We start from the raw sequence: 12,219 nt of genomic DNA on the forward strand, positions 1-12,219 counted from the left end.
GGGGCCTCATCGGACCCGCCCAGAGGGGTCCGCGCTTGCCGGATCGCCCTGCACGACCGGCCAGGTCTTCACCCGGGGCACCCCACCGCGGTTGGAGGGTTGCCGGCCAGCAAGCCGGGGCTTGACGCTGGCGCTCATGACCTTCGTTCCAGCACTCTAGGAAACCGCCCGCACTGCGGGCAACACCATTCCCAAACCGTGGGAGCGGTCTCCGTCACACGGCGCCGGCGCGGCGATCCCGACGCAGGCACGGCCACCACAACTGCACGTACGGATGCACGCCCGGGTGGCACCGAGTTCGACGGTGCCACCCGGAACAGCAGCTCAGAGCCTGTCGGCGAATGCCGTCCGCGCCTTTGGAAGCGGCGTAGCCGCTTGCATTCACCTTGCCAAGACGACCATCGGCGGGTTCTGAGAGGTTTTCTGGCGAGGACGGCCCCTCCGCCGCGTATTGGACCATACGTCAGGAGGGGCACCCGCAGTCCAGGGAACCGCTCAGGTTCCGCTAAGCGACCACCCACCCAGACCATTCACCAACAGGCGCTGAGCTCAGGTCAGACCCTGGTGACGGCGACCTTGATCTCGGTGCCCTCCCCGACGCTACCGGTGAAGCCGTCCGCCACATCGCCGGATTCGACGGCGTTCGCCAGGGTTTCGCCCGCGATGAAGTCGCGGTGCGACTCGACGGCCGCCAGAACCTCGGCCGGCGCCGAGATCGCCACCGTGATCCGGTCGGACACCTGGAAGTCCGCCTCCTTGCGGGCCTGCTGGACGACCCGGACCACGTCGCGGGCCAGACCTTCGGCCGCCAGCTCCGGGGTCACCTCGGTGTCCAGCACCACCAGCCCCTTGCCGCCGGGCAGCGGCGAGGCCGCGCCGGGGTCGGTGGAGACCAGGCGCTCCTCGAACTCGCCGTCCTGCAACTCGATGCCCGCCGCGACCACGGTGCCCCCGGTGCCCCCGGTGCCCCCGGTGCGCTGCCACTCGCCGGATTTCACCGCCTTGATCACCTTCTGCACGTCGCGGCCCAGCCGCGGACCCGCGGCCCGCGCGTTAACCGCGATCTCGAAGTGACAGTGCGCGGCGACGTCGGTGCTCAGCTCGAGCTCCTTGACGTTGACCTCGTCGCGGATCAGGTCCGCGAACGGCCGCAGCGCCTCCGCGTCCGGGGTGGCGACCACGAGCTTGGCCAGCGGCAAACGCACCCGCAGCTTGTTGGACTTGCGCAGCGCCGACGCGGCCGAGCACACCTGTCGCACCTCGTCCATCGCGGTCACCAGCGCGGCGTCCGCGGGCAACTCGTCGACCAGGGGCCAGTCCGCAAGGTGCACCGAGCGGCCGCCGGTCAGCCCGCGCCAGACCGCCTCGGCGGTCAGCGGCAGCAGCGGCGCCACCACCCGGCAGGTCACCTCCAGCACGGTGTGCAGCGTGTTGATGGCATCCCGGTCACCGGCCCAGAAGCGGTCCCGGGACCGCCGCACGTACCAGTTGGTCAGCACCTCGAGGAAGTCGCGCACCTCCGCGCAGGCACCGGCGAGGTCGAAGGTGTCCAATGCGGACTGAACATCGCCGACCAGCTCGTGGGTCTTGGCCAGGACGTAGCGGTCCAGCACGTGCTTGCTGTCCACTTCGAACTCGCCCGAGATGCCTTCGGCGTTGGCGTACAGCGCCAGGAAGTACCAGGAGTTCCACAGCGGCAGCACCGCCTGCCGCACCGCGTCCCGGATGCCACGCTCGGTGACCACCAGGTCGCCGCCGCGCAGGATCGGGCTGGACATCAGGAACCAGCGCATCGCGTCCGAGCCGTCGCGGTCGAAGACCTCGTTGACGTCCGGGTAGTTGCGCTTGGACTTCGACATCTTCAGGCCGTCGTGGCCCAGCACGATGCCGTGCGCCAGCACGTTTGCGAAGGCCGGGCGGTCGAACAGCGCGGTCGCCAACACGTGCAGCGTGTAGAACCAGCCGCGGGTCTGGCCGTTGTACTCGACGATGAAGTCGCCCGGGTAGTGGTGCTCGAACCACTCCGAGTTCTCGAACGGGTAGTGCACCTGGGCGAACGGCATCGAGCCGGACTCAAACCAGCAGTCCAGCACCTCCGGCACCCGGCGCATCGTCGACTTCCCGGTCGGGTCGTCCGGGTTCGGCCGGGTCAGCTCGTCGATCTCCGGGCGGTGCAGGTTGGCCGGGCGCACCCCGAAGTCGCGTTCCAGCTCGTCCAGCGAACCGTAGACGTCGGTGCGCGGGTAGGCCGGGTCGTCGGAGACCCACACCGGGATCGGCGAACCCCAGTAGCGGTTCCGGGAGATGTTCCAGTCGCGGGCGTTCTCCAGCCACTTTCCGAACTGGCCATCGCGGATGTGCTCCGGCGCCCAGTTGATCTGCTGGTTCAGCTCGACCATCCGGTCCTTGAACTGGGTGACCGACACGAACCACGACGACACCGCCCGCTGGATCAGCGCGTTGTCGCAGCGCCAGCAGTGCGGGTACGGGTGGTCGTAGGTCTCGTGCCGCAGCAGCAGGCCCGTCTCCTTGAGGTCCCGGATGATCTGCTTGTTGGCCTCGAAGACCTGCAGCCCCTCGTACGGCGGGGCCTCGGTGGTGAACTTGCCGTGCGCGTCGACCGGGATCACCGGCTCGATGTTCGCGGCGTCGGTGACGACCTTGTCCTCTTCACCGAAGGCCGGCGCGATGTGCACCAGACCGGTGCCGTCCTCGGTCGTGACGTAGTCGGCCGCCAGCACCTGGTGCGCGTTCTCCCGCCCCACGAAGAAGTCGAACGGCGGCGCATACTTCGTGCCGAGCAGCTCGGTCCCCTTGAACCGGGCCACGACGTGCTCGGCGACATCCTCGCCGAGCTCCCGCGCATACGCGCCGAGCCGGGCTTCGGCCAGCACGTACCGCTCGGCACTATTGGCCGGCGCGACGAGCACGTAGTCGACCTCGGGGTGCACCGCGGCGGCCAGGTTGGACGGCAGCGTCCACGGCGTCGTCGTCCAAACCAGGGCCAGCGCGCCGTCGAATGCCTTGCCCGGGGCGTCCAGCCGCAGGCCCACGGTCACCGCCGGGTCCTGCCGCTGGCGGTAGACGTCGTCCATCCGCGTTTCGGTGTTGGACAGCGGCGTCTCGCAGCGCCAGCAGTACCAGAGCACCCGGAAGCCCTCGTAGACGAGACCCTTGTCCCAAAGGGTCTTGAACGCCCACATGACGCTTTCCATGTAGTCCAGGTCGAGCGTCTTGTAGTCGTTCTCGAAGTCCACCCACCGGGCCTGCCGGGTGACGTAGGCCTCCCAGTTGGAGGTGTAGCGCAGCACCGAGGTCCGGCACGCCTCGTTGAACGCCGCGACGCCCATCGTCTCGATCTCGGACTTCGAGGTGATGCCGAGCTGCTTCTCCGCCTCGACCTCCGCGGGCAGCCCGTGGCAGTCCCAACCGAACCGGCGCTCCACCCGGCGGCCGCGCATCGTCTGGTAGCGCGGCACCACGTCCTTGACGTAGCCGGTGAGCAGGTGCCCGTAGTGCGGCAGTCCGTTGGCGAACGGCGGCCCGTCGTAGAAGACGAACTCGTTGGCGCCGTTCGCGCCGGCCTCGCGGGCCTGCACCGAGGCCTGGAAGGTCTTGTCGTCGGCCCAGAAATCCAGCACCTGGCGCTCGATCTCGGGGAACGCGGGCTGGGCAGCCACGCCGCGCTCGCCGGCGTCGCCGAACCGAACCTTGGGATAAGCCATCGCGGATGCGCTCCTCGCGGTGTGTTGTTTCCGCCGCACGGTCACCGAAACCTCGGTGTCCACGCGGGGACGACACCTCGCGCGCATGCCCGCACGAGATCCGCGGTACCACCCCGCTTGCCGCCGATCAACGCCGACGACCACTCGTTGCCAGCTGTGACGGGCTGGACCCGTCCGGTTCTACTGAGGTGCCGACCGGGCACCCGTTCTTCCGGAGGCTCCCCGGTGATAACCGGATCATCGCCTGGTCGCTCCAGAGTACCGGGCGCCCGCCACCGGCTTTCACCGGTGCGCATTTTCAGTTGAAACTGCGCCCAGGAACCCGGGGACCACGGTTTCCATTTCAAACCGCGGTCAAACGCGGCGGACCTCGGCGGCCAGCGTGGCGTTCGGCGCGCAGCGCGCACACGGCGTGAAGCCGAGGTCCCGCGCCTCGCGCAGCGGCAGGGCGATCGTCTTCCGCTCGCCGAGCCACTCGCAGGTCCGCACGTGGTAGCGCGGCCGTTCGTCGAGCACCAGCACCTCGGCGTCCGGATCCGCAGCTGCCGCGGCGTTGCTGCGTTCCTCGCCCGGCTCCCTGCCATCGGCAGAAGCCGGCGCGGCCGGCGGACGCTCGCCCGCTCCGGTCCGGCGCCGCCGATCTGCGACCAGCAGGCCCACGCCGACGGCGCTCGCCAGCACCGACAACCATGCCAGGTCCGGTTCGCCGGCGACGACCGCGCCGGCCAGGACACCGCCGGCTACCAGGACCAGCGCCAGCACGACCAACAGCACGCGATCTCACGTCCCTCGCCGAACGGTCCGGATGCACGCCGGCGGCAACGGTTCGGATCTGCTTTTCACAAGCGGCGTAGCCGCTTCGCAACAGTCCCTTTCCCGTCGCCGCCGACGCGAACGAACTTGATCAGCCGGCTTCGGCCGCGCGCGCCCCGAAGCTGTAGCTGGCCTGCTGACCGGACGACCGGCCGCCGCTGCTGTCGGCGGGCGCGGCCGAGCCCCGGTCCTGCAGTTCGCGCAGCTGCGACTCCAGGTAGGTCTGCAGTCGAGTGCGGTACTCGCGCTCGAACGTGCGCAGGGTCTCGATCTTCTTCTCGAGGGCGTTCTTCTCCGATGTGATGTTGCCCATCACTTCGGCGTGCTTGCGCTGCGCGTCGCGCTCCAGGCTGGCGGCCTTGTCGCGCGCCTGCCGCTCCAACGTCTCGGCCCGGGTGCGGGCGTCGTTGAGCATCGTCTCGGCCCGGGTCCGGGACTCGTTGACCATGCTGTCGGACTTCGAGCGCGCTTCGGACAGCAGCTGCTCGGACTTCGTCCGCGCCTCGGACAACATGCCGTCGGCCTCGGCCTTGGCTTCGCCGGTAAGCCGGTCGGCCATCTCCTGCGCGAGGCCCAGCACCTTGGCGGCCTGCACGTGATGATCACCGCCCGGGGAAGTCTGCTCGACGGCGGTCGGCGCCGGAACCGGGGTGAGCCGGCGCGGTTCCTCCGGTGGGGCGGCTGGGGTCGAGGGAACGGACGCCGCCTGGCTGCGGGCTTCGTCCAGGTCGACCTGCGCGGCCTGCAGCTGGGACTCCCGCTGCTCCACCTGGCTACGCAGGTCGCTGTTCTCCTCCACCAGCCGGGCAAGCTCGGCTTCAACCAGGTCGAGGAATGCGTCCACCTCGTCCTCGTTGTAGCCCCGCTTACCGATCGGCGGTTTGCTGAACGCGACGTTATGCACGTCCGCGGGGGTCAAGCCCACAAGATCACCTCACGCACTCCTCGGCTGCGGGCAGCCCGGGTTCCCCGTCACCCAGGTTGCACCAGTCGCATCAGTATGAACACGACCAGCAGCAGCACCATAATCGATAGGTCCAGTCCGACTCCGCCGATCCGGACGGTCGGAATCACCCGACGCACCAACTTTACGGGTGGGTCGGTCACTGTGTAGATGCTCTCCAACGCGATTGCAACCCCCCCAACGGGCCGCCAATCGCGAGCGAACACCCGAACGAGTTCGATCACAATACGGGCCGTGAGCAGCAGCCAGAAGAAGAACAGAACGTAAAACAGGACGATCTGCACCAGGTTCACGCTTCAACTGTGCCACCACTCACCCGTAGTTGAAAAAGGCACCCTCGGCCAAGCGCCGCTTGTCCTCCGCCGCGACGTCCACGTTCGGCGGTGAGAGCAAGAACACGCGGTTCGTGACCTTCTCTATCGAGCCCCGCAGCGCGAATGCCAGACCGGCGGCGAAGTCGACCAGGCGCTTGGCGTCGGCCTCCTCCATCTCGGTCAGGTTCATGATCACCGGCGTGCCATCCCGGTACTGCTCGCCGATCGTGCGGGCCTCGCTGTAGCTGCGCGGGTGCAGGGTTGTGATCTTACTCAAGTTGAACTGGGTGCCCGTGTCGGTCACCGCGCGCAGCCGCGAGACCGACTCCCGTGGCGGATCCGCAGGTGCCGCACTGCGCACCGGCGAGTCCGGTGTCCACTGCCTGCGCGGCCGTGGCGCCGGTTCGCGGTATTCCTCGACGAAGCTCTCCGATTCCGCTTCGGCTTCCGCCTGGTAGCCGCCGCGGGTGCCGACCCGCCGGCGGGTCGGCACCCGCTCGGCCGGGCCGTCGTAGGCGTCGCGGTCGGCGTCGGAGTACCGGTCGCGGTATCCGGCCTCGTCGTCGTATTCGTCCACCTCGTCGGCCGGGACCATGCCGAAGTAGGCCTTCAACTTGTGCAAAGCGCTCATCGGCATGCCCTTCCTCTGAGACTCCTAGCACCGGGCACGAGGCCAGCCTTCGACCCCCCTGTTCACGGCTACGGCGAGGTTAACCGCCGCCCACCGAGCAACGCGGTTCCGACACGCACCCGGGTCGAGCCGTGGGCAACGGCACTTTCCAGGTCGCCGGACATGCCCGCCGACACTTCGACAGCTTCGGGGTGATCTCTGCGCAGCCGCTCGGAGATCACGGAAAGTGTGGCAAAAGCCACATCGGATTCGCCACCCAACGGGGCGACGGCCATCACACCCCGCAGCCTAAGATCACTCGTCCGCGTGATCATATCGGCCAGCGCGGGCACGTCCTCCGGTCGGCAGCCCCCGCGCCCGACCGCCTCATCCAGGCTCACCTGCAACAAGACGTCCAACGGCCGCTGCCGCTCGCCCGCGTCCAGGGCGTTCGCGGTGGCGCGGCCCAGCGCCTCGGCGAGCCGCTCGCTGTCCACCGACTCGACCACGTCGGCCCACCGGACCACCGCCCGGGCCTTGTTCCGTTGCAGCTGCCCGACCATGTGCCAGCGCGCCGTCGCCTCCGGCCGCAGCGCGACGAAATCGGCGACCTTGCCGCGCGCCTCCTGCTCCCGGTTCTCGGCGAACTCGGTCATCCCGAGATCGGCCAGCAGGGCCGCGTCCGACGCCGGGAAGGTCTTGGTCACCGCGAGCAGCTCGACCTCTTCGGGCTGCCGCCCGGCCGCGCGGCAGGCCCGGTCGACCCGGTCGCGGACCTCCCGCAGCGACTCCGCCAACTCGGCCCGCCGCAACTCCTCGCTCACTCGGTCTCCTCCGGCTCGGCCCAGATCACCGCGGCGAACCGACCGGTGCGTCCTTGGTCGCGGCGATGGCTGTAGAGCTCCGGGGATTCCATGGTGCAGCGCGGGTCGACGCCGATCTTGGCGATCCCGGCGGCGGCCAGCTGCTCCCAGAGCCCCGCCCGCAGGTCGAGCCCGGTGGTGCCCTTGCGGGTCTTGCACGCGCTGCCGGGCAGGTGCTTCTCGACGTCAGCCTGCATCTCGGCGGGCACCTCGTAGCACTCGCCGCAGGCCGCCGGGCCGAGCAGCGCCTCGATGCGGTCCAACCGGGCGCCGGCCTCCTGCATCGCCTTCAGCGCCGCGACGAGGACTCCGACGCGAGCGCCGACCCGCCCGGCGTGGACCGCGGAGACCACGCCGGTTTCCGGGTCGCCGAGCAGCACCGGCACGCAGTCCGCGGTGAGCGCGATCAGCGCCAGGTTCGGCTCCGCGGTCACCAGCGCATCGGTGGCTTCCACCGGCTCGGGCTGCGGCCCGTCCACGACGGTCGCGGTGCGTCCGTGGATCTGCTCCATCCACACCAGACGGTCCTCGGGCAGGCCGATTCCGTCCGCCAGCTTGCGCTGGTTCGCCGCCAGGGTGCCGGGGTCGTCGCCGACCCGGCCACCCAGGTTGAAGGAGTCGAAAGGCGGCCGGGAACTCCCGCCCTCCCGCGTGGTGATCACGCGCCGAATCCGCACTGCTGCTCAGCCTCCCGCACACACAAGTCGACACCGGAAACGAAGGCGTTTCCGGTGTCGATTCTCGCTCATGTGCCGCACGGCGCGGGGACGCACCTTCTCGTGCTTCAGCGGCGCATGAAAGGTGGTATGTCGACGTCGTCGTCGGTGTCGTCGTTCACCGGGATGCCTCGGTTGGACAGCGCGCCGGTGCGACCGGTGGCGGCGGCGCCGCCATGCGTCGGGTAGCCGCCGCTCGCGCGGGTTGGCACCGAGACGCTCTGCTGCCCGGTCGAGGAGCCGTCGCCACCGAACAGCCCGGGCCGCTGGCCCAGGTTCGGCCGCTGCTGCGGTTCCGGCGCGGGCTCCGGCTGCACCGGGGTCTCCGGGATGGGCGGCGCCGCCGCCTGGGCGACCGGCTGTTCCGCCTGCGGGACTGGGGCCGGGGCCGGTTGCGCCATTGGGACGGGCTGCGGTGCCGGAGTCGGCTGGTGTGCGGGTCGCGGCGGCTCGGGCCGGGCTTCCACCACCGGCTGCGGCACGGGCGTCTCCGCGGCCGGAGCGGGCTCGGGTTCCTCGGTGCGCGCGCCGACCTTGGTCGGTTCGAGCTTCTTGTGGGTGGGCGTACCGGCGTCGAACCCGGCGGCGATCACGGTCACCCGCACCTCGTCGCCCAGCGAGTCGTCGATGACCGTACCGAAGATGATGTTGGCTTCGGGGTGCGCGGATTCCTGCACCAGCGACGCCGACTCGTTGATCTCGAACAGGCCGAGGTCGGAACCACCGGCTATGGCCAGCAGCACGCCGTGCGCGCCCTCCATGGACGCTTCCAGCAGCGGCGAGTTGATCGCCTTCTGCGCGGCCTGCACCGCTCTGCCCTCACCGCGCGCCGAGCCGATGCCCATCAGGGCGCTGCCCGCGCCGGACATGACGCTCTTGACGTCGGCGAAGTCGAGGTTGATCAGACCCGGCGTGGTGATCAGGTCGGTGATGCCCTGGACACCGGAGAGCAGCACCTCGTCCGCGGACCGGAAGGCGTCCATCAGGCTCACCCCGATGTCGCCGAGCTGCAGCAGCCGGTCGTTCGGGATCACGATGAGGGTGTCGCAGCACTCGCGGAGTTGCTGGATGCCCTGCTCGGCCTGGGCCGCGCGGCGCTTGCCCTCGAAGGAGAACGGCCGGGTGACCACGCCGATGGTCAGCGCGCCGAGCTTGCGCGCGATCGACGCCACGACCGGTGCGCCGCCGGTGCCGGTGCCGCCGCCCTCGCCGGCGGTCACGAACACCATGTCGGCGCCCTTGAGGACCTCTTCGATCTCTTCCTTGTGGTCTTCGGCGGCCTTGTGGCCGACCTCCGGCGCGGCACCGGCCCCGAGGCCGCGGGTCAGCTCGCGGCCGATGTCGAGCTTGACGTCGGCATCCGACATCAGCAGGGCCTGCGCGTCGGTGTTCACCGCGATGAACTCGACACCTTTGAGCCCGACCTCGATCATGCGGTTCACGGCGTTGACGCCGCCGCCGCCGATGCCGACGACCTTTATCACCGCGAGATAGTTGTGCGGGGGCGTCATCGGATCCGCCTTCCTGATCGTGGCTCTGTGCTCTCTGCGTCGACCGCCGGGACGGCCGCAGTACCGGTCGTCGCCGACGCGGGTTCCCCCGGTCGCTGTCGGCGCGGGATGCGAGGTGCGGCCGATCCCGTGCCCGATCCGGACGGTAGGCAAGCAACTGCCTCCGCGTCCAGCAGCCACGCCGGGAGCCGTAGCAGGTGTTTTGTGCCGCGCACCTCGTCGCTTCCGTCCCGACCGCTTTCGCCGTCGCCCAGCGGGTCCGTCCGCCGCAGCGAGCCCAGTCTTGTTCCTCCCCTTGGGTGGTGATCACGTCGCGGACGTGATCACCACCAACACCGTACCCCGAGCCCCGCTCATCCGGTCGAGGCAGGCAGAAATGCCTGCCCATGCGCTCCTTCCGCGCGGCGGTGCGGGTGGCGAAAGCTCAGCCGCCGCCTGGCCAGCGGGATCCCCGATACGAGCGAGTCCAGATTCGAACTCGCCGGAAAATCACGACCACAGGTGTCCGGATTCGCTGTCATGGTCTCTCCTCGACCGATTCGGGAACAGGAGGAATCCCAGGCATGACTGGACAACTGCACGGCAAGGTCGCGCTGGTGGCCGGGGCGACCCGCGGCGCGGGGCGCGGCATCGCCGTGGAACTGGGGGCGGCCGGCGCGACGGTCTACGGGACCGGGCGCAGCACCCGGGAGCGGCGCTCGGACTACGACCGGCCGGAGACCATTGAGGACACTGCCGAGCTGGTGACGCAGGCCGGCGGCCAGGGCGTCGCGGTCCGCTGCGACCACACCGATCCGGACCAGGTCCGCGAGCTGGTCCGGCGGATCGAGGCGGAGCAGGGGCGGCTGGACATCCTGGTCAACGACCTCGGCGGCGAGCACCTGATGGACTGGCACAAACCGGTCTGGGAGCAGGACCTGGACAAGGGCCTGCAGCGACTGCGGGTCGGCATCGAGGCGCACCTGATCACCAGCCACTTCGCCCTGGATCTCCTGCGCAAGCAGCCGGGCGGGCTGGTCGTGGAGCTCACCGACGGCACCGCCGAGGTGCACGAGCAGTACTACCGCAGCGAGGGCGGCGCGTTCTTCGACATCGTCAAGGTCGCGGCACACCGCCTCGCCCGCGCCCAGGGCGAGGAGTTGAAGGAGCACGGCGGCACGGCGGTCTCGCTGACCCCGGGCTGGCTGCGTTCGGAGATGATGCTCGAACTCTTCGGCGTCACCGAGGAGAACTGGCGGGAGTCCACCACGGCGCCGGAAGGTTTCGGCATCTCGGAGTCGCCGCGATTCGTCGGCCGGGCCGTGGTCGCGCTGGCGACGGACCCGGACGTGGCCCGCTGGAACACCCAGTCGTTCTCGAGCGGCTACCTGGCGAAGGTCTACGGCTTCACGGACGTGGACGGCTCCCGGCCGGACGCCTGGCGCTACATCCTGGAAGTCGAATGGCCCGGCAATTCGGGCAAACCCGAGGACTACCGCTGACGAACGGCGTGCCGGGCACCTCCGACCGGCTTCGCCGGTTCTTCGCCGGTCAGGGGTGCCCTTCGCCCGGGTCGCGGTAGAGGGCGGCGAGGCGGGTCGCCGCTCCGGCCAGACGGTTTCGGAGGTCCGGTGGGGCCAGGACTTCGGCTTCCGGGCCCAGGTTGAGGATCTGGTCGTAGGCGACGTCGAGGGACTCCACCGGGAAGTCCGCGGTGACCCAGCCCTGGGCGTCGGGTTCGCCCGCGGCCGCTTCGGCCTCGCGGGCTGCGGTGCCCTCCGTGGTCGCGTGCAGTTTCCGCAGGCCCGCCGGGCTGATCCGGATCCGGATGCGCTCGGTCAGCAAGGAGCGGTTGAACTCGTCCGACTTCTCCTCCCAGAAGGCCGGGAGGTCGAAGGTCTCGTCGCGGGTGAATTCCTCGTCGGCGACCTCGACGTGGCTGAAGCGGTCGACCCGGTAGGTCAGGAACCGCTGGTCACAGCGGGCCGCCAGGTACCAGACACCGGCCTTGAGCACGAGCCCGTGCGGTTCCAGCTCGCGCCGCACTTCCCGGTCGCGGCGCCGGTACCGGGCGACGACCTTGCGGTCGCGCCACACCGCGCGGCTCAGCTCCGGCAGCACCGCAGGGGTTTCGGCCTCGCGGAACCAGCGGGGCGCATCCAGGTGGAACCGCTGCCCCACCCGTTGCGGCGCATCGCGGAACGGCGGGGCCAACGCCGCCGAGGCCTTGAGCCGCGCGGCGGTAACGGCTTCGCCGAGGCCCATGTCGATCGCCAGGCCCGGCACGCCCGCCAGGAACAACGCCTCGGCTTCGGCCTGGTGGAGCCCGGTCAGCTTCGCGCGGTAGCCCCCGAGCAGCCGGTATCCGCCGGTCCGCCCGCGCTCGGCGTACACCGGAACCCCGGCGGCGGCCAGCGCGAGCACGTCGCGGGCCACGGTCCGCTCGGAAACCTCCAGTTCCCGGGCCAGCTCCGGCCCGGTCATGACCTCCCGGACCTGCAACAAGCACAGCAACGAAACCAACCGCGACGCTCGCACTCCCCAACCCTACGGCGAGCCGACGACTGCCCGCCGCACACGCGGCATCACCACTCACGACCCGACGAACCCCCCTCGTGAGTGACAACTCCGGTAAGAACCGGCATCACCACTCACGACCGGATGGACACCCGTCGTGAGTGTTAGTTCCGGTCCAAACACCCGAGTGGTCGCGAGATCCAGCGC

The 12,219-nt window shown here is 69.9% G+C and carries 10 protein-coding genes and 1 riboswitch; of the genes, 1 reads left to right on the forward strand and 9 read right to left on the reverse strand.

Going from position 1 to position 12,219, the window contains the following annotated elements; genetic code table 11:
- Positions 1–26: 26 nt before the first annotated feature.
- Positions 27–142, reverse strand: a riboswitch (SAM riboswitch).
- A gap of 412 nt (positions 143–554) precedes the next feature.
- The 8 genes from ileS to ftsZ all read right to left on the reverse strand — a co-directional run bounded on the left by ileS (position 555) and on the right by ftsZ (position 9,516).
- Positions 555–3,725 carry an isoleucine--tRNA ligase gene (gene ileS, locus ACRXBZ_RS10995; protein ID WP_433883846.1) on the reverse strand — a complete coding sequence of 1,057 codons (3,171 nt, stop codon included), beginning with the start codon at positions 3,723–3,725 and terminating at the stop codon, positions 555–557.
- Positions 3,726–4,079: 354 nt separating this feature from the next.
- Positions 4,080–4,499 carry a hypothetical protein gene (locus ACRXBZ_RS11000; protein WP_433879030.1) on the reverse strand — a complete coding sequence of 140 codons (420 nt, stop codon included), beginning with the start codon at positions 4,497–4,499 and terminating at the stop codon, positions 4,080–4,082.
- Positions 4,500–4,629: 130 nt separating this feature from the next.
- Entirely contained in the window at positions 4,630–5,463 is an 834-nt protein-coding gene (wag31, locus tag ACRXBZ_RS11005) for a DivIVA-like cell division protein Wag31 (protein ID WP_168584794.1), read from the reverse strand.
- A 47-nt stretch (positions 5,464–5,510) separates the two neighbouring features.
- Complete coding sequence (locus tag ACRXBZ_RS11010) at positions 5,511–5,795, reverse strand: YggT family protein (protein WP_010306574.1); 285 nt, start codon at positions 5,793–5,795, stop codon at positions 5,511–5,513.
- 19 nt (positions 5,796–5,814) lie between these two features.
- The gene (locus ACRXBZ_RS11015) at positions 5,815–6,447 is read right to left on the reverse strand and encodes a cell division protein SepF (protein WP_433879031.1); all 633 of its coding nucleotides are present in this window, start codon (positions 6,445–6,447) and stop codon (positions 5,815–5,817) included.
- 68 nt (positions 6,448–6,515) lie between these two features.
- Complete coding sequence (locus ACRXBZ_RS11020) at positions 6,516–7,250, reverse strand: YggS family pyridoxal phosphate-dependent enzyme (RefSeq protein ID WP_433879032.1); 735 nt, start codon at positions 7,248–7,250, stop codon at positions 6,516–6,518.
- Positions 7,247–7,966 (reverse strand): peptidoglycan editing factor PgeF, encoded by a 720-nt coding sequence (pgeF, locus tag ACRXBZ_RS11025; protein ID WP_433879033.1) that lies wholly within the window; start codon positions 7,964–7,966, stop codon positions 7,247–7,249. Before pgeF ends, ACRXBZ_RS11020 begins: the two co-directional genes overlap by 4 nt.
- 107 nt (positions 7,967–8,073) lie before the next feature.
- Complete coding sequence (gene ftsZ, locus ACRXBZ_RS11030) at positions 8,074–9,516, reverse strand: cell division protein FtsZ (RefSeq protein WP_433879034.1); 1,443 nt, start codon at positions 9,514–9,516, stop codon at positions 8,074–8,076.
- Positions 9,517–10,079: 563 nt separating this feature from the next.
- On the opposite strand from ftsZ, the gene ACRXBZ_RS11035 reads away from it, so the two are divergent.
- Positions 10,080–10,997, forward strand: a complete 918-nt coding sequence (locus ACRXBZ_RS11035; protein WP_433879035.1) for an SDR family oxidoreductase — start codon at positions 10,080–10,082, stop codon at positions 10,995–10,997.
- A gap of 49 nt (positions 10,998–11,046) precedes the next feature.
- Here ACRXBZ_RS11035 and ACRXBZ_RS11040 read toward each other — a convergent pair whose 3' ends face one another.
- The gene (locus tag ACRXBZ_RS11040) at positions 11,047–12,033 is read right to left on the reverse strand and encodes a helix-turn-helix transcriptional regulator (RefSeq protein WP_433879036.1); all 987 of its coding nucleotides are present in this window, start codon (positions 12,031–12,033) and stop codon (positions 11,047–11,049) included.
- Positions 12,034–12,219: the final 186 nt, after the last annotated feature.

It is taken from the genome of Saccharopolyspora hattusasensis (assembly GCF_050972075.1).
Classification (GTDB): domain Bacteria; phylum Actinomycetota; class Actinomycetes; order Mycobacteriales; family Pseudonocardiaceae; genus Saccharopolyspora; species Saccharopolyspora hattusasensis.